Source organism: Micromonospora trifolii (genome assembly GCF_050516465.1).
GTDB lineage: Bacteria > Actinomycetota > Actinomycetes > Mycobacteriales > Micromonosporaceae > Micromonospora > Micromonospora trifolii.
In genome coordinates, this window is the sequence record NZ_CP191526.1 from 6579912 (window position 1) to 6604482 (window position 24571).

The 24571-nt window shown below is 72.3% G+C and carries 24 protein-coding genes and 1 riboswitch; of the genes, 8 read left to right on the forward strand and 16 right to left on the reverse strand.

What is annotated here, in order from left to right:
- Positions 1-36: 36 nt before the first annotated feature.
- Positions 37-231, reverse strand: a complete 195-nt coding sequence (locus ACQRWP_RS30690) for a hypothetical protein (protein ID WP_091395197.1) — start codon at positions 229-231, stop codon at positions 37-39.
- A gap of 191 nt (positions 232-422) precedes the next feature.
- On the opposite strand from ACQRWP_RS30690, the gene ACQRWP_RS30695 reads away from it, so the two are divergent.
- Positions 423-1073: a dienelactone hydrolase family protein gene (locus ACQRWP_RS30695; protein WP_430499703.1), complete on the forward strand. Its 651-nt coding sequence runs from the start codon at positions 423-425 to the stop codon at positions 1071-1073.
- Here ACQRWP_RS30695 and ACQRWP_RS30700 read toward each other — a convergent pair whose 3' ends face one another.
- Positions 1074-2174, reverse strand: a complete 1101-nt coding sequence (locus ACQRWP_RS30700) for an AI-2E family transporter (protein WP_430499704.1) — start codon at positions 2172-2174, stop codon at positions 1074-1076.
- Positions 2175-2387: 213 nt separating this feature from the next.
- On the opposite strand from ACQRWP_RS30700, the gene ACQRWP_RS30705 reads away from it, so the two are divergent.
- Positions 2388-2558: an antitoxin gene (locus ACQRWP_RS30705; protein WP_430503343.1), complete on the forward strand. Its 171-nt coding sequence runs from the start codon at positions 2388-2390 to the stop codon at positions 2556-2558.
- 71 nt (positions 2559-2629) lie between these two features.
- Here ACQRWP_RS30705 and ACQRWP_RS30710 read toward each other — a convergent pair whose 3' ends face one another.
- The gene (locus ACQRWP_RS30710; protein ID WP_430499705.1) at positions 2630-3229 is read right to left on the reverse strand and encodes a hemerythrin domain-containing protein; all 600 of its coding nucleotides are present in this window, start codon (positions 3227-3229) and stop codon (positions 2630-2632) included.
- A 170-nt stretch (positions 3230-3399) separates the two neighbouring features.
- Between ACQRWP_RS30710 and ACQRWP_RS30715 the strand changes: the two genes are divergently transcribed.
- Positions 3400-4716, forward strand: coding sequence for an FUSC family protein (locus ACQRWP_RS30715; RefSeq protein WP_430499706.1), 1317 nt, complete (start codon positions 3400-3402; stop codon positions 4714-4716).
- Positions 4717-4726: 10 nt separating this feature from the next.
- On the opposite strand, the gene ACQRWP_RS30720 is transcribed toward ACQRWP_RS30715, so the two are convergent.
- From ACQRWP_RS30720 to eccB, 8 genes are all read right to left on the reverse strand, one after another.
- Positions 4727-5371: a C39 family peptidase gene (locus tag ACQRWP_RS30720; RefSeq protein ID WP_430499707.1), complete on the reverse strand. Its 645-nt coding sequence runs from the start codon at positions 5369-5371 to the stop codon at positions 4727-4729.
- A gap of 223 nt (positions 5372-5594) precedes the next feature.
- Positions 5595-6002 carry a pyridoxamine 5'-phosphate oxidase family protein gene (locus ACQRWP_RS30725; protein ID WP_430499708.1) on the reverse strand — a complete coding sequence of 136 codons (408 nt, stop codon included), beginning with the start codon at positions 6000-6002 and terminating at the stop codon, positions 5595-5597.
- Between the two features lie 36 nt (positions 6003-6038).
- The gene (locus ACQRWP_RS30730; protein ID WP_091395179.1) at positions 6039-6380 is read right to left on the reverse strand and encodes a YkvA family protein; all 342 of its coding nucleotides are present in this window, start codon (positions 6378-6380) and stop codon (positions 6039-6041) included.
- A 33-nt stretch (positions 6381-6413) separates the two neighbouring features.
- The gene (locus tag ACQRWP_RS30735) at positions 6414-7232 is read right to left on the reverse strand and encodes a hypothetical protein (protein WP_430499709.1); all 819 of its coding nucleotides are present in this window, start codon (positions 7230-7232) and stop codon (positions 6414-6416) included.
- Between the two features lie 153 nt (positions 7233-7385).
- A complete protein-coding gene (locus ACQRWP_RS30740; RefSeq protein ID WP_430499710.1) occupies positions 7386-7706 on the reverse strand; it encodes a hypothetical protein in 321 nt (106 codons plus the stop codon).
- Between the two features lie 245 nt (positions 7707-7951).
- Complete coding sequence (locus ACQRWP_RS30745) at positions 7952-9250, reverse strand: WXG100 family type VII secretion target (RefSeq protein ID WP_430499711.1); 1299 nt, start codon at positions 9248-9250, stop codon at positions 7952-7954.
- On the reverse strand, positions 9243-9653 hold the full coding sequence (locus ACQRWP_RS30750; RefSeq protein WP_354943970.1) for a hypothetical protein: 411 nt from the start codon (positions 9651-9653) through the stop codon (positions 9243-9245). The genes ACQRWP_RS30745 and ACQRWP_RS30750 overlap by 8 nt, the downstream gene beginning before the upstream one ends.
- Before the next feature lie 46 nt (positions 9654-9699).
- Entirely contained in the window at positions 9700-11319 is a 1620-nt protein-coding gene (gene eccB / locus ACQRWP_RS30755) for a type VII secretion protein EccB (protein WP_430499712.1), read from the reverse strand.
- Positions 11320-11481: 162 nt separating this feature from the next.
- Here eccB and ACQRWP_RS30760 point away from each other — a divergent pair, with 162 nt between their 5' ends.
- Positions 11482-12669 (forward strand): type VII secretion protein EccE, encoded by a 1188-nt coding sequence (locus ACQRWP_RS30760; protein WP_430499713.1) that lies wholly within the window; start codon positions 11482-11484, stop codon positions 12667-12669.
- A gap of 19 nt (positions 12670-12688) precedes the next feature.
- On the opposite strand, the gene eccD is transcribed toward ACQRWP_RS30760, so the two are convergent.
- Positions 12689-14086, reverse strand: coding sequence for a type VII secretion integral membrane protein EccD (gene eccD / locus ACQRWP_RS30765; protein ID WP_430499714.1), 1398 nt, complete (start codon positions 14084-14086; stop codon positions 12689-12691).
- 166 nt (positions 14087-14252) lie between these two features.
- On the opposite strand from eccD, the gene eccCa reads away from it, so the two are divergent.
- The 3 genes from eccCa to ACQRWP_RS30780 all read left to right on the forward strand — a co-directional run bounded on the left by eccCa (position 14253) and on the right by ACQRWP_RS30780 (position 19035).
- Complete coding sequence (gene eccCa, locus ACQRWP_RS30770; protein ID WP_430499715.1) at positions 14253-18218, forward strand: type VII secretion protein EccCa; 3966 nt, start codon at positions 14253-14255, stop codon at positions 18216-18218.
- A gap of 204 nt (positions 18219-18422) precedes the next feature.
- Positions 18423-18731, forward strand: a complete 309-nt coding sequence (locus ACQRWP_RS30775; protein ID WP_030329557.1) for a WXG100 family type VII secretion target — start codon at positions 18423-18425, stop codon at positions 18729-18731.
- Between the two features lie 25 nt (positions 18732-18756).
- Entirely contained in the window at positions 18757-19035 is a 279-nt protein-coding gene (locus tag ACQRWP_RS30780) for a WXG100 family type VII secretion target (protein ID WP_030329555.1), read from the forward strand.
- A 96-nt stretch (positions 19036-19131) separates the two neighbouring features.
- Here the strand turns inward: ACQRWP_RS30780 and mycP are convergent, their stop codons facing one another.
- Together mycP and ACQRWP_RS30790 are read right to left on the reverse strand one after the other, a co-directional pair.
- Positions 19132-20361: a type VII secretion-associated serine protease mycosin gene (gene mycP, locus ACQRWP_RS30785; RefSeq protein WP_430499716.1), complete on the reverse strand. Its 1230-nt coding sequence runs from the start codon at positions 20359-20361 to the stop codon at positions 19132-19134.
- Positions 20362-20412: 51 nt separating this feature from the next.
- Entirely contained in the window at positions 20413-20748 is a 336-nt protein-coding gene (locus ACQRWP_RS30790) for a helix-turn-helix transcriptional regulator (protein ID WP_430499717.1), read from the reverse strand.
- A gap of 226 nt (positions 20749-20974) precedes the next feature.
- Here ACQRWP_RS30790 and ACQRWP_RS30795 point away from each other — a divergent pair, with 226 nt between their 5' ends.
- On the forward strand, positions 20975-21712 hold the full coding sequence (locus tag ACQRWP_RS30795; protein WP_430499718.1) for a carbonic anhydrase: 738 nt from the start codon (positions 20975-20977) through the stop codon (positions 21710-21712).
- Positions 21713-21768: 56 nt separating this feature from the next.
- On the opposite strand, the gene ACQRWP_RS30800 is transcribed toward ACQRWP_RS30795, so the two are convergent.
- Together ACQRWP_RS30800 and ACQRWP_RS30805 are read right to left on the reverse strand one after the other, a co-directional pair.
- A complete protein-coding gene (locus ACQRWP_RS30800) occupies positions 21769-22788 on the reverse strand; it encodes a coiled-coil domain-containing protein (RefSeq protein ID WP_430499719.1) in 1020 nt (339 codons plus the stop codon).
- Between the two features lie 4 nt (positions 22789-22792).
- A riboswitch (cyclic di-AMP (ydaO/yuaA leader) is annotated at positions 22793-22923 on the reverse strand.
- Positions 22924-23089: 166 nt separating this feature from the next.
- Complete coding sequence (locus ACQRWP_RS30805) at positions 23090-24460, reverse strand: YibE/F family protein (protein WP_430499720.1); 1371 nt, start codon at positions 24458-24460, stop codon at positions 23090-23092.
- Between the last annotated feature and the right edge of the window lie 111 nt (positions 24461-24571).

The window sequence follows — 24571 nt, forward strand, 5'->3', positions numbered from 1 at the left end:
CCCGGTGGTCAGACCGGCTCACCGGTCCCGGGTAGGTCAGACCGGCTCACCGGTCGACGGTCGTCCGATCGCGTCCCGGGGCGCCGCCGCCTTCGGGTCGTCGGGCAGCCGGGCCGAAGCGGCCTGGTCCCCGAAATCCTGGTCCCCGACGTCCTGGTTGCGCTCGGCGTCCTGTTCACGCTGGGTCCGCTCGGTCAGCTGCTGCTGCCGGGAAATCTGCTGCTTGGCCATGGCGATCCTCGCGATCCGTCGGGGCGCGGCTGCGCCGACACGGTCTGCGGTCGTTCGTCGCGTACCCGACGCCTCAGCGGGCAAACGCGGCCCGGCGGGGGCCCACGGCCCGGAGGGTGACGCCGTCGCGTCGTGCGTGCCCGGCGGCGAGCGGGGTACCCGGACCACCGGCGAGCACGCGGAGGTGGGGCATGGACGAGCAGCGCAGCGTGACCATTCCGATCGGGGACGCCCAACTCCCCGCCGATCTGACGCTGCCCGCCCGGCCGGTCGGCGTGGTGCTGTTCGCGCACGGCAGCGGCAGTTCTCGGCACAGCCCGCGCAACGTGGCGGTGGCTCGGACGCTGAACGACAGTGGGCTCGGCACTGTGCTGGCGGACCTGCTCACCCCGGCCGAGGACGAGGTGGACGCGCGAACAGCCGAACTGCGCTTCGACATCGGGTTGCTGGCCAGCCGACTGGCCGGCATCGTCGACTGGCTGGCCGTCGAGCGTCCCGCCGGCGACGTGCCGATCGGCCTGTTCGGGGCCAGCACGGGTGCTGCCGCTGCCCTGGTCGCGGCGTCGTCCCGCGCCGATCGGGTGGCCGCCGTGGTCAGCCGGGGTGGCCGGCCGGACCTGGCCGGGAACGCGCTGCCCCAGGTGCGTACCCCGACGTTGCTCCTGGTCGGCGGGCTGGACGAAGAGGTGATCACGCTCAACGAGCGGGCGCTGGCCGAGTTGGGGGAGGTCGGCGAGCTGCGGGTGATCCCCGGCGCCACCCATCTCTTCGAGGAGCCCGGCACCCTTGAGCAGGTCGCCGATCAGGCTGGCACCTGGTTCACCACGTACCTCGGTCGGTGATCAGTCCGCAGGCAGGAGAGCCGAGGCCGAGCGGCGCTGTTGGACGGTGTCGATAATGCGCCAGAGGACGGCGGTGATCGGGACGCTGACGAAGGCGCCAGCGATGCCCGCGATCAGCGTGCCCGCGGTGACCGCCACCAGGATCACCGCCGGATGCAGCCGGACCTGCCGTTTCATGACCAGCGGCTCCAGCAGGTTGCCCTCGATCTGCTGCACGGCGATCACCGCCGCGAGGGTGAGCAGCGCGGTGGTGGGACCGTTCGCGGCCAGCGCCACCAGCACCGCCACCGCGCCGGCCACCGTCGCCCCGATGATCGGCACGAACCCGCCGAGGAAGGTGATCAGGGCCAGCGGCAGGGCCAGCGGCACCCGCAGCACCACCAGAGCCAGCCCGATGCCGAGCGCGTCGATCGCGGCGATCAACATGGTGCCCCGGCTGTACGCACCCAGGGTCTGCCACCCGGCCCGGCCGGCCTCGGCCATCACGGGCTGGGTCGCGCCGGACATCCGGGACACCAGCCAGTGCCACATCGACCGGCCATCCTTGAGCAGGAAGAAGAGCAGCACCAGGGCGAGCAGCGCGGAACCGAACACCTCGGTGGCCGTCCGGGCGCCCGCCACCGGGTCCGGCGAGCTGCCGCTCAGCCCCTGCCGGGCCTGGTCCACCAGCCGGTCCAGCTGCGCCTCGGTCACCGGCAGCGTCGACGTCACGAAGTCCCGACTGCGCTCGACGCCCTGCGTCAACTCCTGACTGAGCTGGTCGAACTGACTGGCGGTCAGGTTCCACACCAGCGCGCCGACGCCGACCAGGATGCCGAGCAGCAGAAGTACGGTGCACAGCGCGGCCAGTGCCGCCGGCAGACGCAGCCGACGCAGCAGGAGCAGCACCGGGTCGAGCAGCGCGGTGAGGAAGATGGTGGCGGCCAGCGCGATGGCCAGCGGTGCCAACAGGACGGCGATCCGGCCGAGCAGGTAGAGCCCTGCGGCGATCACCACCAGGCAGGCGCTCCACAACACCGCGGTCCGGACCAGCCACGGCAGCGCCGCCCAGGTCTGGCGCGGCCCGGGGCCGCCTGTCGGTGCGGGTTCCTCTGCGGCCATGTCGGTCCTCCTCGATGTCGACGAGGTCGGTACCCGGTCGGTCGTGCCCCGACACCCGAATCGCTGGCCGTCGCCCGCGCGGATCGTACGTCGGCCGGACTGACGCGGGTGGGGCTTCGCGAATCACACCCGGAACGGCGGCGTTTGCGTGGTCGGGCCGAGGGAACGCAATGAGGACGGACCGGACTGAGGAGGAACGCCGTGGGTGACTTCATGGACAAGGCCAAGGACTTCGCCGACAAGCACGACAAGCAGGTCGACCAGGGTGCGGAGAAGGCCGGCGACATGGCCGACAAGCGCACCGGCGGTAAGCACGGCGATCAGATCGACAAGGGCGTGGACCAGGCCCAGGCGCGTACCGGCGAGGGCGACCAGGTCCGCTGACACACCGCGCTCCTCCCGGGCCGCCGAGCCGTCGGCGACCCGGGAGTGCCCGGGTCCGGTTGATACGCGGGTCAGCGCTTGTCGCGTAGCTCGTCCATCGAGGTGGGCCGGCCGTTCAACGCGTCGCGCAGCCGGTCGACCAGACCGATGCCGGGGGCGAGCAGCTTGTGCGCCAGTGGGTGCTCCGGGCTTCCCGGATGTGGCCGGGTCGGCCCGATCTCCTTGATCGCCGTCACCTTGGCGGCAATCTCGACCAGCTCCTCCCGCGCCGTCGCCGCGCGCAGGCGGGGAAAGAGTTCCTTCTCCTCGTCCGCCACGTGGTGTCGGACGGTGTTGGTCAGTTGGGCGAGCAGCTCGTCGAAGCGGGGGTCGGCCGGGTCGGCGGACTCCAACTCCTTCATGGTCCGCTCGGCGTCGGCGTGCTCCGCGATCTCGCGGTCGGCGATCTCGTCGCCGTCGGGCAACACCTTGCGGGCGATCGGATACACGTACGTCTCCTCGGCCACCGAGTGGCGGACGAGTTCGGCGATCATCACGTCGGCGATGCGCCGGCGGTGCTCGGGGGTGCCCTGCCGGGTCTCCAACTCGACGAGGACTTCCTCGATCTCACGATGATCGGAGACCAGGATGTCGACGACATCGTGGTCGTCGGCGGTCTGTGGATCGGTCATGTCACGGCCCCTTACCGGTTGCGGATCGGTGGGAGTGTGGGGCTCTGGTACCCCTAAGGGGCTGCACAAACCTACGGTGGACGATGTGTTTGACGGTGTCGGTGGTACCTGCGGTGGCGCTGGTGTCGAGCTGCCGCGATTGCCCTGCCGTCGCCGGGGTAACCGCCGCCATGGCCGACGACCGCCCACCCGCCGACCGCGGTCAGTCGCGGCTCGACGAGACCGCCGAGCGGGCCGTCCGAAAGGTGCGGCACCGTGGCGGAGAGGCCGGCCGGATCCGGGCCCGGCAGTGGGAGGTCACTCTGGTGATCTCCATTCAGGCCGGCCTGGCCGCAGCGATCGCCGCCCTGCTCGCCAAGAACCTACTCGGCCCGGGAGCGCACGTCTTCGCTCCCGCCGCTGCCGTCGGTACGATCGCCACCGCCATCGGGCAGCGAGCGCGGCGCACGTTTGAGCTGCTGGGCGGCGTGTCCCTGGGCATCATCATCGGCGACACACTGCGTTTCCTGCTCGGCTCGGGCCCGTGGCAGACCGGTGCGGTGGTCGCGTTGGCCATCGCCGCCGCGTTGCTGGTGGCCGGAAGGGGTGGTGCGCTGGTCGGTCAGGCCGGCGGTACCGCCGTGCTGATCGCCACGCTGGCCCCGATGGAGCGTGGCCTGGAGTTACCCCGGATCTTCGACGCTCTCGTCGGCGGGGCGGTCGGCCTGGTGGTGGTCGCGCTGCTGCTGCCGATCAACCCGCTGCGAGTGCTGGACCGGGCCGCCGCACCGATCTTCGCGATTCTCTGCGAGCAGCTCGCCGAGCTGGCGCAGGCGATGCGGGAGCGCGACGGCGAGCGGACCCTGGCCGTCCTGGAGCGGCTCCGGGGGACCGAGGGTGACCTGGGCCGGCTGCACGATGCGCTGAGCGGCGCCGAGGAGGTGGTGACCATCGCCCCGGTGCGCTGGCACCGCCGGCAGCAGTACCATCGCTACGCCCGCAGCGCGGATCACCTGGAGCGGCTGCTGTTGGACAGTCGCGCCATGGCCCGCTGGTCGTCCACCGCGTTGCAGTACGACGAGCCGATTCCGCCGGAGCTGCCCGACGCCATAAGCCGGTTGGGTCAGGCGGTGGCGGAGATGCGTACCGAGTGCAAGGTCGGTGACGACCCCAAGCGCACACGCCGGTTGATCGAGCAGTGCGCCGAGTTGGCCGGGCGGGCTGCCGCGGGTGGGCTCGGCTCGTTCGGCGAATCCCTCGTCACCGGACTGCGCACCGCGGCCAGCGACCTGCTCCGGGCATGCGGTTGCGAACCCGACGACGCCAACCGGATCGTGCGCCGGGCGGCCGGTGCCGGCGAGCGGGAGATCCACCCGCCGGTCCGACGGCAACTGCACCGGGCCCGGCCAACGCGAGCCGCCCGAGCCCGTCGACGCGCACACCTCGCCGCCCGGGCCCGTAACGAGGGTCGGGCCGGCCTCCCCGCACGGGAGAGGCCGGCCCGGTGAACCGTCCGGATCAGGAGGAGTAACCGCGCTCCGCGATCCAGTTGGCGACCTTCGGCAGGCTCATCCAGTACTCGCCCAACGCCGGGTCCGCCGGGTCGGCGACCCGGATCGTGTCACCACCGTCGCGGTAGCCGACGAGGGTCAGGTAGTGGCCGCCCTCGTACGAGTGCGGGTTGCCGTCGGTGTCCACGGTCGTGCCCTTGATGTTGGCCACCACCGGGCGGCCCGCGTCCACCGCAGCCAGCACGTCACGGCGCAGCTGCTCGACCTGGTCGGGGCGGGCCACCGAATCACGGATCTCGGTGGTCCGGTACTTGCCGCCGGTCAGCTCGTTCAGCACCCGGGTGGTGTCCAGGGCCGAGGGGGTACCCGCCTCGGTGGTGCCGAGCAGTCGGGCCACCTCGTCCTGGGAGAGCGCCTTGCCCTGAGCCGACAACGCGATCCGGGTCGCGGCCGGGCCGCAGTAGTAGAAGTTCGGCTGGGCCTGGTAGTCGACGCCGAGGATCCGTTCGGCGTGCCGGTCGTTCTGGCTCGACGAGGCCGGAGCGGCAGGCGTCGGGGCGGCCTGCGCGGCCACCGCCGGGCCGAGGGCGCAGCCGCCGGCGACCAGCAGGCCGACGACGGACAGACCGCTCTTCTGGACGATCGGGTTCATGGTCGAGTCTCCGTTCGGGGGTTGGCGCCTCCGGCCAGCGGAGGGCGGCAGCACCGGGAATGGCGCTCGGCGCAACACGGGGGCCGACCATCGGTGGTCTCGGCCCTGGGCGTACCGAGGGCGTAACCGCTCTGCTTCACGGAGAATTCCGCCGGCTGCGGGCACCGGCGTCGCGCGGCATCCCTGCCCGACCCGAACCGGTCATCGGGGACGAACGGTCAGGTCAGAGGCTGCCCAACAGCCTGGTCACTGTGATCTCGATGACCACCCGCTCCGGATTTGGGCGCGGTGTCCGATACCGCTCGGCGTACCGCCGCTCCGCCTCAGCCACGGCGGCCGGGTCCGACCGCAGCACCGCGCGACCCTCGATGGTCAACCAGCGGCGGCCATCCACGTGGCACACCGCCACCGCCGCGCCCGACGCGCCGGCCGCCGCCACCTGACGGGCCTTGCGGGAGGCGCCGGAGGTGATGACCCGGGCCAGTCCGGCCGCCGGGTCGAGAGTCACACCTACCGGTACGACGTGCGGGGTGCCGTCCGCCCGCAGGGTGGTCAGCGTCGCCAGGTGTCGTTCGGCGCAGAAGGCGACAACCCGCTCATCGTGCACGTCCAACCCATGATCGCCCGCCATGCCCGTCCCCTGCCCTGTCCGCCGAACCGACCTCGATCATGGCACGCGGCGGCGCACCTGGCCCCGATCCGGCGGGGCGTCCGGCTGACCGGGCAGCTGGCGACCCGCCGCCCGACGTTGGTGCACCAGCCGGGTCAGGTAGATCAGGGCGGCGGCCAGGACACCCATGTCATCCAGGTAGATCGGGTCCGGCAGCACGTCGACCGGGAAGATCGTGTAGATCAGCGCCCCGTAGAAGGCGACCTTGCCGCCCGCGCCGAGCCCGGTCAGCATCCGCCGGGTACGCACCACCCGCACCGCCAGCACCACGGCACCGACCAGTGTGGCGAGCGCCAGGATGCTGGCGATCACCACGAGGACCCACGCCTGTCGGGACATGTCGTCACGCTAACCCACCCGAGCCCGCGCGGCTCAGAACGCGGGCACCGTCGCACGGCCGCGCGCGGTCACCTTGTTCTCCCGGGTCTGCTCGACGTTCTCCCGGGTCTGCGCGCCCACCGGTCGGCCAACCTCGCTCAGCGGCAGCACCGACGCCGACTCGGCGACCCGTCGTCCGGTCGCGGCGTACGCCTCCTCGCGCAGACTGCGAGCCGCGGCCACCGCCAACTCCGCCGCCCGCCACGCGGCCTGCTCCCGCTCGCGGGCTGCGGCGTGCCGGGCCGCCAGGTTGTCCCGGATCGCACGCTGGAGCACCAGCTCCTGCTCGACCGGGTGCAGTCGCGGGTCCCAGCCGTCGCGGTGTCCGAAGACGTCGCTGAGCTGCTCCACCGACAGCTCCCGCCGCCAGTACGCGTCCAGCGCCGCCCGGTGCAGGTAGCGCTCGCGGTCCGCGTACTCGGCGGGGGTCCGTGCGGTGTGCGGCAGCGGCATCGCGGCCGCCGCGTCGAGCCGCCGTACGCCAGCCTCGGCCGCCTCGTACGCCTGCCACGCCGTCTCGACCGCCTCCTGCGCGGCCTCCCACTCCGCCCGGCGGCGCCGGACGGTGGTGGTCGCCCGCTCCGCCGCCACCGCTACCTCCTGCGCGTAGCGGCTCTGCTCCCGCTCCTCCTGCGCCTGCTCGAGTTGGCTCGGCATGGCGGCGCGGCGGATCCGGGCGCCCGGATCGAAGCGGAGTCGGCCGGGCCGCAGCAGGAGCACGGAGACGGCGACGGCGACCACCCCGAGCAGGCTCAGCCAGATGACGGCGGCCCGGGAGAGGTCTGGCAGTACGGCGGAGAGGATGGTTTGCATGATCAGCACCTCGCGGTAGCGGGTATCGACGGGCGGCAGGAAGGCGCGGCAGCACCGGTCGGCCCGGCGGCGGGGTCGTCCCGTCGACGGCGAACTCAGGTGCCGTGCGGGAGGATCAGCCGGGATCGGGCCCCGGGGATCGCCGGGCCGGGCTCAGCGGGCGGGCGGGCCGCGTCGTGCAGGAGTGCCACGGCCGGGATCGATGGCCGGGATGTGCACCGGGCCCGCCGCGACCGGACCGGTCGCCGTGGCGGTATCGATCGTGCCAGCCGGCGGGGCCTCGGCGGGCTGGCCGGCCCGCTCGTTGGCCGAGCCGGCGTCGGGGCGGACAGTTGCCACCCGGCTGCTCACGGCACTGGGCCGCAGCTGCGTGGAGGCGGGCGGCGGGGTCGCGGCGAGAGCGGCACCGAGGCCGACCGCGAGCACCAGCGCGGTGACCGCCAGGCGGGTCAGGTCCCGCAGTGACCGCAGCACAGCCCACCTGGCGGGGCGGACAGACGCTGCGGACGACACCCGACCAACCTATCGCCCGCCCTGGCCCGGCGCAGCACGGCGAAGGACCGCGCGGGCGTGACCGCCACCACCATGCGCACTGTGGACGCCGTCGATCGGGACCCGGGAACGGCGGTGACCCCGACCGGATCGGGTCCGATCGGGGGCACCGCTCGCTGTCTTGGTGGCACCGCCGGTGGTGCGCGCGTGCCGGCGTCAGGCCGTGGTCAGTCGCCGGTGCCGAGCACCGGGGGCGCGGGCTTCTCGTCGCCCTGCCACACCATCTCGTCCTCGGTCAACCAGGTCAGCCGCTCGTCGGTGTCGTCGTCCTGGGCTGCACCGCGCCCGCCGAGCACGCCGGGACGGCCGCCGCCGGACCCCGGTCGGGCGTTGCCACCGGTCATGGCCGGGCGTCCGCCGCTCCCACCGCGCTGGCCGTCGATGCTGCGCCCGACCCCGTTGGCGGCGCGATTCTCCGCCGGGGGCGCACCACCGCCGGTCGGTCGAGCCGAGGTGGGAGGTGCGTTGCCCGAGCCCGCGAGCGCGCCGCTGCGCAACACCCCGCCGGCCGGTGACCCGCCCTGTGCTCCGTAGAGCAGGCCGGGACCGGTGCTCGCCGCAGCGGGCGCGCCGGCCGGCCCGGACAGCCCGACCAGCCCGGCGGCACCCCCGCCCAGCAGGGCGCCGCCGACCAATGGGTCCGCTCCGGCGAGGGAGGTGCCGCCGCTGCCAGCGAGGCCGCTGCCAGCGCCGATCGGAGTGGCGCCGACAGCCGGGCTGCCACCGGTGCCCGAGCCGACCTCGCCCGGCGTCGAACCGTCGCCCGGCAGTTGGGCAACCCGGTCGGGCGACGAGATGGTCGCGTCGCCGGTGTGCCCGGTGTCCGCGCCGGTGTTGGGACCGCCGGACACCCTGGCGATGGCCGAGACACTCTGTGGCGTCGTCGGATCCTTGCGGGCGGTGGTCGGAGTATCCGGGTCGGGCGGGGGTGGTTCGACCACCCGGTCGTAGGCGGACATTTCATAACTGTTGGCCAGGCCGGCCACCAGGTTCACCATCCGCTGGTGGGCCTTCTCCTGCTCTGCCTTGTCCTGCTGGTGACCCGCGATGCCCCCGACGATCAGGCCGGTCAGACCGAAGACGGCGCCACCCTTGATCGCACCGCCGATCGCCTTGTCGTTGTCGTCGGTCTCCTCCGGGCTCTCAGCCTGCTTGTGGGCGGCGCGCAGATGGTCGGCCATCATGGTCAACCCCTGCTTGATCCCGGCCATCCCTTCGCCCAACGCGTCGGTGTGGGCGACGATCAGGCTGAGTCGCCGATGGAACTCCCGACCCGCCGAACCCGTCCACGTGTTGCCGAGCTTGTCGAGGTCGCCGCTCAGATCCCGGCCGAGGCCGTCGAGGATGCCCTTGAGCTCGGCCCACTGGGTGGCCACGCCCTCGATCTGCTCCGGCTTGCCCGCCATCAGGCCGTCGTACAGCTGCTGGTGGCTGTTGCCCTGGTAGCGCTGGGTGTATTCAGACACGCCCGTCCTCCTTCGGCTGGAACGCCCGGTCGACCGGGGTCAGCGCGGCGGTGACATCGTCGGCGTTGGCCGCGTTACGCGCCTCGGCGGTGCGGTAGTTGCTCAGGATCGTGCTGGTCGCCTGCTGTGCCGCCAGCACCGCCTGCCGGATCCGTTCGGCCTGGTCGACATAGGACTGGTGCACCTCGCTGTAGCGACGCGCCTTGTCGGTGGCGTCGAAGAACGAGCCCAGCGCCGGAGGACGGCACTGCATCTCGGTGTTGAGCTTGCGCAGCACCGACTCGGCCTGGCTCAACCGCGACGCCAGGTGCTCGTGGAAGTCCTCGAGGGACAACAGGTCGACTTCCGTACGCCCGGCCATGGCAACATCCCCGTCGTTCTGGTTGACAACCGTCAGCGACATCCAGGTTAGTCCACCAGTGCGACTCTGGGCGACCCGTCGAAGCTGCTCAGCCGTCGGCGCCCGTCGATTCCGTGGAGCCCCCGCCGGTCCCGCCGCTCGACGGGGTGCCACTGGCCGGACTCGACGGTGTCGAACCCGACGGTGGCGCGGCGGGCGACGACCCCGACGGTGGCGCCACGGACGGCGTCCCCGACGGTGGCGCCGCGGATGGTGAGCCCGACCTCGGTGTGGCCGACGGTGGTGCGGCCGGTGCCGGCCCGTCGGGTGCGAAGACGGCGAACGCGTCCTCCCGGTCCAGAGTCGGCCCGGTCGGGATCAGTGCGAGCAGGGAGCCGGGCACGGCCAGCGGGGTGATTCCGCCGTAGCCGAGCACGTCCAGGGTCGCCGCCGAGCCGAGCGGATACCGGATGCCCTGCGGGCTGATCAGGTAGATCGTCGACCCGGCGGCGCCGGACCCGCTGGTCCCGGCACCGGGCGAGGCCTGCGCGATGACACCCTTGCCGCCGGGCAGCAGCACCGCCTCGGCGGTGCGTACGGCGTCGCGCCTGGTCTGGCGCACCGGCACCAGGCCCGGATCGCTGTCGGTCAACTCGCTCGGCACCCGGTCGAAGACCTCCAGGGTGGTGGTCGGCGGGCCGCCCGCGCTGCCCTTGCGGTACGTCGCGCACAGCGTGGTCTGACCGGGCTGGGCCGGGTAGAGGGCGGGCATCGTCGGGGGCACCCCCTCCTCCTCGATCCGCCGCTCCTCGAACGCCTCGCTGGCCTGATTCGGGGTGATGTCGGTTATCCGACCGCCGTTGCTGACGAGTAGCAGAGCGGTGATCTCACTGATCGAGACGAGAGCGTCCCGGGTCAGCACGTAGTGCCGCCCGGCGGCCTTGAACACCGAACCGACGTTGTGGATCTGCCCGGCCACGTTGCGGCTGCTGGGCTCGCCCTCACCGGGCAGCGACGGCCGGCGCAGCGGTGGCCCGGCCGGAACGGCGTTGAGCAGTTGCTGCCCGACCTGGAGTCGCTCGGTGCCGGCCATCCGCAGCGCCGTGATCGTGCGGGACGGGTCGAGCAGTTGGAGTCGAGTGTTGTTGGTGACCAGGTACCGCTGGTCGTTCACCGAGACCAGCACCGCCCGGTCACCCAGCGGCGTGCCGCCGGGCAGGGCCCGGTCGATCACCAGCCGGGTGCTGGACCGCTGCCGGTCGACCGGGTCGGGCACGTCGCAGACCGACCAGGGCAGCCCGGTCAGCGACTTGCGGTCCGGCAGGGCGTCCGGTGCCCCGACGATGCCGACGGTGACGCCGCGGGGTCGGTCCCGCAGTGACGCCTGGGACATCGTCCGCACCTGGGCACTCGCATCGTTCACAATGAGCCGCGCCGAGGTGAAGTTGAGCGTCGGGTGCAGCTTGCCCTGGATGAACACGTACGTCGCGCCGGTCTCCCGTTCGATGACCAGGGTCTGGTCGTCCAGGGGCGCCGCGCCACCGGTCAACTGGCCGTAGGCACCCACCCCGCCGAGCACGATGGCTGCGGTGAGGACACTGCCGAAGACGGCCATGCCGAGCCGTCGCATCGGCAGGTTGGTGGTCTCCGGATCGCCCGACAGCAAGGCGGAGACGATGCGGCGGGTGACGAAGCGGTACGCCTGCACCTGATCGCGGCGGGTCCGCATGACTTACCTCCGGCGGGGTGGATCCGCGACGATCAGGGTCGGGGTGCCGTCGCGGGCTTCCCTACGATAAGGGGCCGACGGTGGTTCCTTGGGACCACCGCTCGTGGCCGGCACCGGACCGACCCGGCGCAGAGTCGTACCGTGCAGGAGGGACAGTCAGCGATGACGCAGATTCAGGCGCCACCCGCCCGAGCGGTCACGGACCCTGTCGACGTTCCGACTCGGCCGGCGCCCCCGGCCGAGCGGCCCGGCCGTGGGCGGGTCGGCCCCGTGCTGGTCGGGCAGCTCGTCGTGCTGGAGTTGTGCGTGGTCGGCGTCTGGGCCGCCACGGCCGGACCCAGCTGGGTGCTCGCCGCGGTGGGCGCGGCGGCGCTGCTGGTCGTCCTGGCGGCCTTCGCCCGTCGGGGTGGCCGCTGGTGGTTCGAGGACCTGCTGCTGCGTCGGCGGCTGCGGCGACGCGGTGAGCGGGCGTCGGCCGCGCTGGCCAGCGGCACGGCGACCGACCCGAGGTTGGCTGCGCTCGCCCCCGAGCTCAGCGTCATCGAGCTGACCGACCGAGGCACCCGGCTCGGCATCGGGCGCGACGACCAGGGCTGGTTCGCGGCCGTCGCGTTGCAGTCCGCGACCGGTGCTGCGGTCGGCTCCGTCGACGCCGCCGCGGTGGACCGCGCGCTGCGGGTGCTCACGGACTTCAGCGCCCCGGTCTCCCGAGCCCAGGTCGTCGCGCACACGTTGGTCTGGTACCCGGCGCCCGGTGCGCCGCCGGCGGCACACCGGACCGTCTGGGTGGCGGTGCGGCTCACCGTCCGGGACGCCCGGGTCGAGGCGGTGAGCCGGGGCGGCGGGCTGACCGGCGTACACCGGACGGTGGCGGCCGGGATCGGCCGGCTCGGCAAGGCGCTGACCTCGGCGGGGCTGGCCCATCGTCCGCTGGGCCGGGAGGAACTACGCACGGCCATCGTCTCGGCCGCCGGCCTGGACCTGGTGCCCGAGGCGCCGGCGGAGGGTTGGAGTGGATTGCGCGGCGGCGGCTGGACGCACCGTTGCATGGCTCTGCGGGGCCGCTTCGACGCGCCGCTCGGTCCACTCGTGGACGCGATCACCGCGACCTCGGCGCCGTCGCACACGGTGGCCGTGACCGTCTCGTCGGACGGTCGGGTGGCGGCACCGCTGCTGCGGGTCGCGGCGATGGACAACCACGTCGAGGCCCTGGTCAAGGTGGTTCGCGAGGTCGCCGGCCGGGTGGGCGCGTCCACCCGGCCGATGGACGGTCAGCATGCTCCGGGCGTCTACGCCACCGCTCCGGTCGCGTCGGCGCTGGGCGTCTCCACCGGTCCGCGGTCGCGCTGACCGGTGCGGCGGCGCACGGTCAGGGCCGGAGGTTGACGATCCAGCCGTAGAGGCCGCAGACCCAGAAGGCGAGCGGCACCAGCGAGATGATGAGCAGGATCTCGGCGATGTCGAGCAGGCGGCCCCAGACCGGCGAGATGCGCTTGCCGGCGACGGTCAGACCGTAGATCAGGCTGATCACCGCGGCGAGCACCAGCCCGCCCAGGATCAGGCCGAGCCGGACCGGCAGTGACCCACCGGCGAAGGTGGTCGCGGCGGCCAGGCCCAGACCCACGGTGCCGGCCAGCAGCACCGGGGTGCGCTGGGCCCGGCCCAGGAGGGGGCGGGCCCGCAGCAGCGCCAGCAGGGCCAGCACCAGGCACAGCAGCACCGCGGGCAGGCGCCCGTCCAGGGCCAGCACGAGTTGCGCGCCCAGTACCAGCAGCGACACCGTCCACAGCAGACCGGTGAGGAACTGGTCAGCGCGCTCACTCTGCTGGAGCACCTGCCTGCCGTCCACCGACTCGCTGTCGGTCTTCAGGTCCTCCGGACCGGTCGGAATCGACGGCACCGGCAGCCGGGCCAGCCGGTAGGCCATCATCGGCAGCGCCGGGACCACGCCGAACGCGACAGCAGCGACCACCGCGGCGGAGGCCGCCGCGTCGAGGCCCAGGGCCAGGCAGAGCACCGCGCCCAGGCCGGTCGCGGCGGCGACCCCGATCGCGGCGAAGAAGAGGGGGTACCGATCGCCGACCGCCAGCACGGCCACCGCGCCGGCCACCACCGCGGCGGTTGCCGCGAGCAGGACATGCGGACTGGCCAGGTCGGTCAGCGATCGATCTCCGGCGAGCAGCAGCAGGCCGCCGGTGGCCGCGTGCACCAGACCGACCAGGGCCAGCACCGCGCCGATGCCGCTGTCACCGGCGGCCCTGGACAGCACCGCGGCGCCCACCAGCAGCGCCACCGCGACCAGCAGCGCGGCCAGCGCGCCGGGCAGGTGCGGCGGACCGGCGAAGAGGGCGGCCAGCGCGCCGGCGCCGAACGCCGCCGCCGCGAAGACCACAGCGAAGGAACGGGTCGCGCCGACCTGCCAGGCGCCGGGGCGCTGGTTGGTAGCGGTGGCGACCGCGTCCACCACGTCGTCGAAGACAATCTCCGGTGCGGCGTCGGACCGGGGGTTGAAGTAGAGCACCTCACCGTCGCGGACGCTGAGCTGCGCCACGGTACGACCACCGTCGAGGGGCGCACCGCCCAACCGGGACAGTGCCCAGCCGCCGTGCCGCGCACCCTCGTCGGCCATGTCCTCGCCCGCGTAGCGCAGCAGGGTGGGGAGCAGGTCGGCCAGCGGCACGTCCGACGGCAGCGCCAGATCCATCCGGGTACGTGGAGCCACGATGGTGATCCGGCTCAGACCACCGGTCGCCGTTTTCGTCGCCACAGTGGCCTCCAGGTGTGCGTCTGTGATCGGCTGGCTGTGATGCTGCGGTCCGGGTCCACCGCGCACACGGCAGATTACCTACGATGACGGCACGTACGATGCCCACCCGCGGGCGGTGTTCCACGGGCCGCACGTCATCAGGGCCGCTTCTGGGGAGGAGACAGCCGTGAGCACGGTGGTGTTCCGCCGGCTCCCGCGTCAGCCGGGGCCGGCCTTACCGCGCGGCGAGGTGCTGCTGGAGTCGCCTCCCGAGCTACCGGAGCCGACGCCCCGCGGGATGGGGCAGCTGCTCATGATCCTGCCGATGTTCTGCGGGGTGGGCGCCATGGCGTTCCTCTACGCCGGCAAGGGCGGCGGCATGATGACCTACGTCGCCGGTGGTCTGTTCGGTGTCTCGATGCTCGGCATGGCGATCGGCTCGCTGGCCAACAACGGTGGCAAGGACAAGGCCGAGCTGAACGCCGATCGCCGCGACTACATGCGCTACCTGGCGCAGATGCGCAAGCGCACCCGGCGCGCCGCCGAGCAGCAGCGGGCCGCGATGGCCTGGCGGCACCCGGAGCCCGACGCGCTCTGGTCGATCGCCGCGTCCCGGCGACTCTGGGAGCGGCGGATCACCGAGGACGACTTCGGCGAGACCCGGATCGCCCTCGGCCCGCAGCGGCTCGCCGTGGAGATCGTTCCACCGGAGACGAAGCCGGTGGAGGACCTGGAGCCGATGAGCGCCATCGCGCTTCGCCGGTTCGTCCGGGCACACTCCACGGTGCCCGACCTGCCGACGGCGCTGTCGGTGCGCGCGTTCAGTCGGGTGGTGCTGCGCGGCGACCGCGAGCCGGTGCTCGACCTGACCCGGGCGGCGCTGGGCCAGCTGGCCACCTTCCACGCACCGGACGACCTGGTGATCGCGGTGGTCGCCGCACCCGACCGGCAGTCGTCCTGGGGCTGGGTGAAGTGGCTGCCACACGCCCACCACAGCGGTCGTACGGACGCGGCCGGCGCGCGCCGGCTGGTCTTCGCCAGCCTGGCCGAGGCCGAGGCGTCGCTCGCCGCCGAGCTGGGCGGGCGGCCTCGGTTCGCGCCGGAGGCCAAACCGCTGACCACCGCCCCGCACCTGGTCGTGGTGATCGACGGCGGGGAGATCTCACCGACCTGCCAGCTGGTCGGCCCGGGGCTGCTCGGCGCCACCGTGATCGACCTTTCCGGGACGGTGCCGCGCGACGCCGGCCGCTGGCTGCTCTGCCTCGACTTGGGCGACGGAGACTCGCTCGACCTGGTCCGGGGCAGCTCGTCGTCGACGCTGGGTCGGCCCGACCGGCTCAGCGCGGAGGCCGCCGAGGGGCTGGCCCGACAGATCGCCCCCTTCCGGCTCTCCCAGCAGCAGACCGGCGGCGACGAGCCGCTGGCCCGCAGCACGGAGCTGCCGGACCTGCTCGGCGTCGGTGACGCCGCGGCGGTGGACGTGCAGAACACCTGGCGCCCACGGGGGCACCGGGACCGGCTGCGCATCCCGCTCGGCGTCGGGCCGGACGGCAACGTGGTCGAGCTCGACTTCAAGGAGTCGGCGCACGAGGGCATGGGCCCGCACGGTCTGGTGATCGGCGCGACCGGGTCCGGCAAGAGTGAGCTGCTGCGTACGGTGGTGGCCGCGTTGGCGGTGACCCACTCGTCGGAGGAACTGAACTTCGTCCTGGTCGACTTCAAGGGTGGTGCCACCTTCGCCTCGCTGGAGGCGCTGCCGCACACCAGTGCGGTGATCACCAACCTGGCCGACGAGCTGCCGTTGGTCGACCGGATGCGCGACGCGCTCGCCGGCGAGATGGTGCGCCGGCAGGAGCTGCTGCGGGCGGCCGGCAACTACGTCTCCCGCTTCGAGTACGAGAAGGCGCGCTCGGCCGGTGAGCCGCTGGCGCCGATGCCCAGCCTGTTGATCATCTGTGACGAGTTCAGCGAACTGCTCGCCGCCAAACCGGACTTCATCGACCTGTTCGTGATGATCGGCCGGTTGGGTCGGTCCCTCGGCGTGCACCTGCTGCTGGCCAGCCAGCGCCTCGAGGAGGGCAAGCTGCGGGGCCTCGACACGCACCTGTCGTACCGGATCGGTCTGCGGACGTTCTCGGCCGTGGAGAGCCGGATCGTGCTCGGCGTACCGGACGCGTACGAGCTGCCGAACGCGCCGGGCCACGGCTACCTGAAGACGGACACCAGCACCATGCTGCGGTTCCGGGCCGCGTACGTGTCGGGGGCGTACCGGGCGCCGGGGCAGCAGGCCTCCGCCTCGCAGGCGTTGGTGCAGCGGCGGATCGTGCCGTACGGCCTCGACTTCGTTCCGGTGCAGGTCCCGCAGGTGCCGGTGGCCACCGCCCCGGAGCCGGAGCAGCCGGCCGACGGCAAGGCCGTGGCGATGCTCGACGTGCTGATCGACCAGCTCAAGGGTCGGGGTCGGCCGGCGCACCAGGTGTGGCTGCCGCCGCTCGCCGACCCGCCGGGTCTGGGTGAGCTGCTCGGCCCGCTGGCGGTCGACCCGACCTACGGGCTGTGCACCGCCTCCTGGCCCGGGCGCGGGCGACTGACAGTGCCGGTCGGCGTCGTGGACCGCCCCTACGAGCAGCGCCGGGACCCGATGATGGTCGAGCTGGCCGGGGCCGGCGGCAACGTGGTCATCGTCGGTCGGTCGATGAGTGGCAAGAGCACGATGCTGCGTACGCTGCTCGCCTCGCTGGCGCTCACGCACACGCCGCGGGAGGTGCAGTTCTTCTGCCTGGACTTCGGTGGGGGCGCGCTGCGCAGCATGGAGCGGTTGCCGCACCTGGCCGGGGTGGCCGGTCGGCGCGACGTCGAAGCGGTCCGCCGGACGGTGGCCGAGGTGGTCGCCATCCTGGACGAGCGGGAGGGTCGTTTCGCCCAGCACGGCATCGACTCGGTGGCGAGCTACCGCCGTCGCCGTGCCGCTGGCGAGTTCGCGGACGACCCGTTCGGCGACGTGTTCCTGGTGGTGGACGGGTGGAACACCCTGCGCCAGGAGTACGAGGAGCTGGAGCAGACCATTACCACGTTGGCCAACCGGGGCCTGGGCTTCGGGGTGCACGTGGTGCTCACCGCCGTACGGTGGGCGGAGATCCGGATCAACATGCGGGATCTGCTCGGCACCAAGTTGGAGCTGCGCCTCGGCGACGCGTCGGAGTCCGAGATCGACCGCCGCGCGGCGAACAACGTGCCGGAGAAGTCGCCCGGTCGGGGCCTGACCCGGGACAAGCTGCACTTCCTCACGGCCATCTCGCGGATCGACGGGCGTCGCGACATCGACGATCTGAGCGAGGCCTCGCTGTCCCTGGCCGGGCACGTGGCGGCGAACTGGCCGGGTCGCCCGGCGCCGAAGGTGCGGTTGCTGCCGCGCCGGCTGCCGGTGGCGGAGCTGGCCCGGATCATCGACCGCTCGGCACCCGGGCTTCCGATCGGTGTCAACGAGTCGGCACTCGCGCCGGTCTACCTGGACCTGGCCAACGAGCCGCACCTGACGGTCTTCGGCGACGCGGAGTGCGGCAAGACCAACCTGCTGCGCCTGATCGCCCGGGGGATCACCGAGCGGTACACGCCGGCGCAGGCCCGGCTGGTGATCGCCGACTACCGCCGTGGCCTGCTGGGGGCGGTGGAGGGTGACCACCTGCTCGACTACGCCCCGTCGAACCAGGCGTTCGCCCAGGGGCTCGGGTCGATCCGCAGCGCGCTCACCAACCGGCTGCCCGGCCCGGACGTGACCACCGCCCAGCTGCGTGATCGGAGCTGGTGGAAGGGTCCGGATCTGTACATCCTGGTGGACGACTACGACCTGGTGGCCTCCGGCGGCAGCAACCCGCTGAGCGCCCTACACGAGCTGTTGCCGCAGGCCCGCGACATCGGTCTCCACCTGATCGTCACGCGCCGGGTCGGTGGTGTGTCCAGGGCGCTCTACGAGCCGGTGCTGCAACGGCTGCGCGAGTTGGACTCGCCGGGCCTGCTGATGTCCGGCAACCGGGAGGAGGGCGCGGTCTTCGGCACGTTGCGGCCGAGCCCGCAACCGCCCGGCCGGGGCACCCTGGTTCGCCGTCGCGATGGCCAGCAGCTGATTCAGACCGCCTGGTCCGAGCCGACCTGAGCGCGGTCGGTCGTTCGGTAGGGGGTGGTCGGCCGTTCCGGTCCGATTCACCACCATCCATCGAACGTCACCGGTCAGGGCTGCGAGGGCTGGACACGTTCCGCTACGGTCTTCACAGGAGTGTCCGTCGGTGGGGTGTTGCTGCCTTGCCGCGGGGGAGGGTGCGGCGAAGCCGCCACCACAACAGACGGAAGGGTGTGAAGCATGGCGTTCGAGGTCGAAGCTGCGACTCTGCATACCGCCGCGAGTGACGTGCGGTCCACGCGCAGCGAGGTCGACGGCGAGCTCAAGAAGCTGTGGAACGTGGTCGATGACCTGGCCATCGCGTGGAAGGGTCAGGCGTCCACGGGCTTCCAGTCGCTGATGACGCGCTGGAACGAGGACACCGTCAAACTGCTGACGGCGATGGACAGCATCGCTGACCTGCTCGACAAGTCGGGTACGACGCACCAGGTCAACGACGAAGAGCAGCAGCAGATGCTGGACAAGTTCCACTCTGCTCTCAACCCGTGATCCGTAGCCGGCAGAGGAGGAAATCGTGACGATCAAAGTTGACTATGCGGTCCTCGAGAGCAGCAACCAGCAGATGCAGGCCATCTCGAAGACCCTCGAGGAAAAGCTTGACACGCTGCGGTCGATGCTGACCAAGCTGCACTGGGACGGCGAGGACCGGGTTGCCTACGAGCAGCACCAGGCGAAGTGGGACGCGGCGGTCCGGGACATCAACCGGATCCTGAACGAGATCGGCGGTGCCGTGGGCATCGCCCGCGAAAACTACCTCACCACGGAGATGAGCAACTCCAAGGTGTGGAGCTGAGGGATTCGCACGAGCGGCTCCGGTCCGGTTCGCCCGGCCCGGAGCCGCTCTGTGTTTGGCGTAGGTGGGCGTAGGCGTCGGGCTGCGGTGCGCCGCTCAGCCGGCAGTTGGTGCGTCGGTGCGTCGGCCGGGGCGCCAGTCGCGTCGGCGGCCCAGGGCCATGATCGGTCGCGCGACCAGCAGCAGCGCGGCGAGTAGCCCGCCGATGACCGCCGCCCAGATCGCGGTGGGGCGCTGCCAGCTCAGCGGGTCGTCCCGCACGGCAGGTGCCGGGAGCGCGCCGGCGGGCGGGTTCGCCCGGGTGCCGAGCAGGCTCGAGACCGCCCGGTACGGGTTGATCATCCCGTACCCGATGTCGGCATTCTGACCCTCGGGTGGGTTGTCCGCGGTGCGTTTCAGCCGATCCGCGACCTGCTGCGGGTCGAGACTCGGATAGGCGGCCCGGACCAACGCGGCCACGCCCGACACGTACGCGGCCGCGTAGCTGGTGCCGCCCTCCGGCACGATGCGGTAGCCGGTGTTTCCGGGCGCCGGCCCGACGATGTTCATCCCCGGTGCGGCGATGTCGACGTAGTCGCCGCTGATCGAGGTGCCGACGTGGCCGCCCTGCTCGTCCACCCCGCCGACCGCGATAACCCCGGGGTACGCGGCCGGGTAACCCGGAAGGTTCTGCGAATCTTCCGACCGGTTGCCCGCGGCGGCGACCAGCACCACCCCTTTGGCCAGCGCGCGCTCGACGGCCGCCGTCAGTTCGGGGCGGGGAATTGTGGTGAGGGACAGGTTGATCACGTCGGCGCCCTGCTCGACCGCCCAGTCGATGGCCGCCGCGATCTGCGCGGGGAGCTGCGGGTTGTTGACCGCCCCGAGCTGCGGCAAGACCCGGATCGGCAGGATGCGAGCGGCCGGGGCGATGCCGCTGAAGGGGACGACAGTGCCCTCCCGGCCCGCGATGATGCCGGCGATCAGCGTGCCGTGCCCGGCCTCGTCGCACTGGCCCTGCCGGGCCGGCAGGCCGTTGAAGTCGCGACCCTCGAGCACCTGCCCCTTGAGGAGCGGGTGGGCGGCGGAGACTCCGGAGTCGATCACGGCCACTGTGATCCCGGCGCCCCGGGACAAGGGCCACGCCGAGGACGGCTCCAACCGGCGGAGCGCCCACGGCATCTGGGTCAGGCCGTCGGTGCCGGTGGGACCGCACAGGGGCGGCGCGGCGGTCGCGGGGGAGGGTGCCACCAGGCCGGCGCCGAGCAGGACCGCCAGCGTTCCACTGAGGACGCCGCGAAGGGCACGGCGGGACGGGGTCGCGCTCAACGGCGGGCATTCGCGCACCCGCAAAGGTTACCGCCGTGACCGTCGGTCAGCGGCCCCTGGTGACCAGGGTCAGGCCCGGGGCTGTGCCTTCGCGGCGGGATCGTCGGCGAACAGCGCGAGCAGATCGCCGACCTGCCGGTCGGCCTCGGCGGGATGCCGGAACCGGCCGGCCGGGTTGAGGGTGTACTCGTTGCGTCGCCCGACCCGGGTGCGGTGCAGGTAACCGCCCGCCTCCAGGTCGGCGACGATCGCCTGCGCAGCCCGTTCGGTCACCCCGACCTCGGCCGCGACGTCGCGCAGCCGGGCGGTCGGATCGCGGGCGATGGCCAGCAGAACGTGCCCGTGATTGGTGAGGAACGTCCAGTTCCGCCCGCCGCCGGTGTCGTCCGTCACCGTGCTCGCCATCGTGTGACCGCCTTCCGGATGTCCGCCTGCCCTCGCGAGAGTCTGGTCCGCCCTGCCCCGGGCAGGTTGCCCAGGGGGTGGTCGGAGTCAACGTATGAAATCTAAATCACGCATACCTTGACGCATCTTACGGTGCGTGTGACGGTGGAGCGCGAGCCAGCACCCGCCCGCACGGCCGGCGGAAAGCCGGCTTGACCAGGTCAGATGCGTCGAGACGAGGTGCGGGATGAGTCATACCGGGAGCTCCGGCGGTCAGCCGGGTCCGCAGCGGACCGCCGACCGGGCCACCACGCTCAGCGAGCCGACCCGGGCGTACGCCGAACTGGTCGCCGGCAACCGGCGCTTCGTCGATGGCGCACCACGCCACCCCAACCAGGATGCCGGGCACCGGGCCGCCGTGGCCGACGGGCAGCATCCGTTCGCGGTGATCGTCGGCTGCTCCGACTCCCGGCTCGCCGCCGAGATCATCTTCGACCGGGGTCTGGGCGACCTGTTCGTGGTCCGCACCGCCGGGCACACCGCCGGCCCCGAGGTGCTCGGCAGCGTCGAGTACGCGGTGACGGTGCTCGGCACCCCGCTGGTGGTGGTGCTCGGCCACGACTCCTGCGGTGCGGTGCAGGCCGCCCGGGAGTCCGCCGCGACCGGTACCGCACCGAGTGGTCATCTGCGCGCGGTGGTCGACGCCGTGCTGCCCAGCCTGCGCCGGGCCGAGGCCGAGGGCGTGGACGACATCGACGGCATCGTCGACATCCACATCGCCCAGACCGTCGAGACGTTGCTCGGTCAGTCCCCGGTGCTGGCCGACGAGGTGGCGCGGGGGCGGTGCGCGGTGGTGGGGGTGTCCTACCGACTCGCCGCCGGAGCGGTGCGCCCGGTGGCCGCCGTGCCGGCTGGCTTCGCGACGTTGGAGACCCCGGCCGGATCGCCCGAGTCGACCGACCCAGCCGCGGCTGCCACTGTCTGACGCGACGAGGGCCGCTCCGCGTCACGCGGAACGGCCCTCGACGGGGATCGTGCGGGTCAGAGCAGCGACATGTGGACGTGATCGGTGTGGTTCGACGGCCCGCTGTACGAACTCCAGCCGGTGGCCGGGAACCAGATCTGCCGGTTCCAGATCACGTAGTAGATGCCGAGCCGGTCGGCGTTACGGATGAGGAACGCGGCGACGTTGTTGCCGTACGTCCGGGTGTCGTTGTTGTGCCACGGGGAGAACCCGCTTTTCTGTAGCGACCAGTCGCAGGCGCGGCCCTTCGGGTGCTCCCACGGCCCGCCGGGGCGGTAGCAGCCGACGAACCGGTTGAAGCCGGCCGCCTTGACCTCCTTGTACGCGTGCAGCGTGCGCGGCGTGATGCAGCCGGACGTGGTGGGGTCCTTCTCGCTGCACGACTGGGGCTTCCAGTCACCGTCGGCCGTGCGACCCGGGCCGATCTTCGCGACCTTGGAGGTGGCATCCACCAGGCCGCCGGTGAAACCCTTGCCGCCGACGAGGGAGAGCGCCTTGTCGGCCTCGCTCTTGCGCTTCGCCATCAGGGCAGTCTGCTTCTGCTGCTCGCGGACCTCGGTGTCGAGGGCCAGCTTGGCCTGCTCGGCGCGGGCCTTCACCTCGTTGACCTCGGAGAGCTTCTTCTCGTTGACCATGTTCATCTCGTCGAGCATCCCGGCGCGCTGGACGAACGAGTCGGGCGCTTCGCTCTCCAGCAGCATCGCGACCGCGCCGATCCGGCCGGTCCGGTACGCCTGGGCGGCGATCTGCCCGACCTGCGGGGCCAACGCGTCCAGGTCGGCCTTGGCCCGGTCGACCTCCGCGGCCAACTCGCCCTGCCGCTTCTTGGACTTGTCCAGCTTGGACTTTGCGGCGGAGTAGTCGCGGTTGGCCTGCTCGATGACGTCGTTGAGCAGCTTGGGCTCGCCGTCCTCCTCGTGCCCGGACGGTGTGGGGTTCGTCGGGGCGGCGTGCGCCGGGAGCGGCCCGGCGAGCACGGTCAGTGCGGCGATCACGGCCACCACGGGAGTCAACCAGCGGCGTAGGGGTGCCGTCACAATGTTCCCTTCCGTCGACCGCCGACCGGGTTAGCTGACGGGTTCGGGGCGGAAGTGGCCCCTACCGCTGACGCGGATTCACCCCAGGTACCTGGGTCCCCGGCTCGCCGGCTGGCGATTGGGCGGTGGCACCGCAGGCGCCGCTTCGCGCCTTCATCGGTAACCGGCAGCGAGGTTACCCGAGAGTCGACCGGGTGAGCTACGCCTGGATGCCGACCAAAAGCGTCAATTCGCCATGGCGTTGAGTGACCAGTGACGCGGTTCTCAGGGTGGATGCCCGATCTGGTCACGCTGAGGAGTGTCACCATGCCGTATCCGTGCTCCTGTTCGACTGCGGCCACCGTTCGGTGGCCTCGGGTGGGGGTGCGGTCCGCGTCTGGTCCGGTTCGTCGGAGCCGGCCGTTCGCGGTGAGATGAGTGCGGCCAGTGCCTCGCTGCGGTCCGGCTGGGGCCGGGACGCCGGAGCGCCGGTGGACGCCGTGGCAGCCGTACGCCCCGCGGCGGTCACCACCGCGGCCAGCCCGGTGGTCAGCGGCACGGCGGCGATCAGACCGAGGGTGGCGACCGCGCTGCGGACGATCTCCTGCGCGAGGAACTCACTGGTGAGGATCTGCCCGATCGGCCGCGCATCGGCGGTGAGCAGGAGGAGCAGGGGCAGCGACGCGCCCGCGTACGCCAGCACGATGGTGTTGACAGTGGAGGCGATGTGCGCGCGGCCGACCCGGGTGGCCGCCCGGTACAGCTGCAACCGGGTCAGCCCGGGGTTGGCGTTCGCCAGTTCGGTGACGGTGGCCGCCTGGGTCACCGTCACGTCGTCGAGCACCCCGAGCGATCCGATGATGATCCCGGCGAGCAGCAGACCGTGCAGGTCCACGTCGCCCTGGAACATCGACAGGGTGGTGGCGTCTTCGCTGCCGAAGCCGGTGAGGTGGGTCGCGGCCGTGGCGATGGTGGCGAGCACGCCGGTCAGCACCAGGCTGCCCAGGGTGCCGAGCACCGCGACCGAGGTCTGTGCGGTGACCCCGTGGGTCAGATAGAGCACCACGAACATGATCAGGGCCGCGCCGACCACCGCCACCAGCAGCGGTGACCTGCCGGCGCTGATGCCCGGCAGCACGAAGGTGAGCAGGATGGCGAAGCTGGCGGCCAGCCCGGCGAGCGCGGCCAGACCTCGCCACCGCCCGAACGCGACGATCGCGGCCGCGAAGATCACGGCCAGCCACACCATCGGGGTGCCGCGTTGGTGCTCGGCGATGTTCCAGTTGCTGGTGGTGGGATCGGTCGGGTCGGCCAGCTCGACCAGGATGACCTCGTCGCCGACCTCGACCCGGGGTGCGCCGGGCCCGTCGGGCACCGGTGTCCGTACCTGCTGGCCGGCGGTTGGCCCGTCGTCCACCCGGACGTCGACAGTGCCGCACCGCCCGTCGCCGACCCTCGGTGTGCCCTCGGGGGCCGACGGCACCGGCGGGCACGGCTCGCTCACCACCCGGGTGACCGTGCCGGGGTAGCGCGGCACGTCCGCACCACCATCGGTCTGCGGTGACCCGCCGCGTGGCCAGAGCAGCACCGCGGCCAGCACGGTGGCGACGAAGAGGGGTACCACCGTCACGACGAGGATCCGTCGCACCCGTGGTGGGGCGGACGGAGCAGAGTGAGTGTGGTCGGCGGCCAAGGCGAGACTCCCAACGATCCGGTGCGTGATACGGGTCAGCGGGCCGGGCGGTTCACCGTTGCGGTGGAAACGCGGCGGACGGCGGGGCGGATCGCTGCCTGACGACCGCTT

What these genes read in the sequence shown, in the direction of transcription:
- ACQRWP_RS30705 (WP_430503343.1), top strand. Translation starts at nt 2,388, where the DNA reads ATGGACAAGGCCAAGGACTTCGCCGACAAGCACGACAAGCAGGTCGAC.
- ACQRWP_RS30735 (WP_430499709.1), bottom strand. Translation starts at nt 7,232, where the DNA reads ATGCAAACCATCCTCTCCGCCGTACTGCCAGACCTCTCCCGGGCCGCC.
- ACQRWP_RS30725 (WP_430499708.1), bottom strand. Translation starts at nt 6,002, where the DNA reads ATGGCGGGCGATCATGGGTTGGACGTGCACGATGAGCGGGTTGTCGCC.
- ACQRWP_RS30760 (WP_430499713.1), top strand. Translation starts at nt 11,482, where the DNA reads ATGACGCAGATTCAGGCGCCACCCGCCCGAGCGGTCACGGACCCTGTC.
- ACQRWP_RS30730 (WP_091395179.1), bottom strand. Translation starts at nt 6,380, where the DNA reads ATGTCCCGACAGGCGTGGGTCCTCGTGGTGATCGCCAGCATCCTGGCG.
- ACQRWP_RS30695 (WP_430499703.1), top strand. Translation starts at nt 423, where the DNA reads ATGGACGAGCAGCGCAGCGTGACCATTCCGATCGGGGACGCCCAACTC.
- ACQRWP_RS30775 (WP_030329557.1), top strand. Translation starts at nt 18,423, where the DNA reads ATGGCGTTCGAGGTCGAAGCTGCGACTCTGCATACCGCCGCGAGTGAC.
- ACQRWP_RS30710 (WP_430499705.1), bottom strand. Translation starts at nt 3,229, where the DNA reads ATGACCGATCCACAGACCGCCGACGACCACGATGTCGTCGACATCCTG.
- ACQRWP_RS30750 (WP_354943970.1), bottom strand. Translation starts at nt 9,653, where the DNA reads ATGTCGCTGACGGTTGTCAACCAGAACGACGGGGATGTTGCCATGGCC.
- ACQRWP_RS30690 (WP_091395197.1), bottom strand. Translation starts at nt 231, where the DNA reads ATGGCCAAGCAGCAGATTTCCCGGCAGCAGCAGCTGACCGAGCGGACC.
- ACQRWP_RS30720 (WP_430499707.1), bottom strand. Translation starts at nt 5,371, where the DNA reads ATGAACCCGATCGTCCAGAAGAGCGGTCTGTCCGTCGTCGGCCTGCTG.
- ACQRWP_RS30790 (WP_430499717.1), bottom strand. Translation starts at nt 20,748, where the DNA reads ATGGCGAGCACGGTGACGGACGACACCGGCGGCGGGCGGAACTGGACG.
- ACQRWP_RS30795 (WP_430499718.1), top strand. Translation starts at nt 20,975, where the DNA reads ATGAGTCATACCGGGAGCTCCGGCGGTCAGCCGGGTCCGCAGCGGACC.
- ACQRWP_RS30715 (WP_430499706.1), top strand. Translation starts at nt 3,400, where the DNA reads ATGGCCGACGACCGCCCACCCGCCGACCGCGGTCAGTCGCGGCTCGAC.
- eccB (WP_430499712.1), bottom strand. Translation starts at nt 11,319, where the DNA reads ATGCGGACCCGCCGCGATCAGGTGCAGGCGTACCGCTTCGTCACCCGC.
- ACQRWP_RS30700 (WP_430499704.1), bottom strand. Translation starts at nt 2,174, where the DNA reads ATGGCCGCAGAGGAACCCGCACCGACAGGCGGCCCCGGGCCGCGCCAG.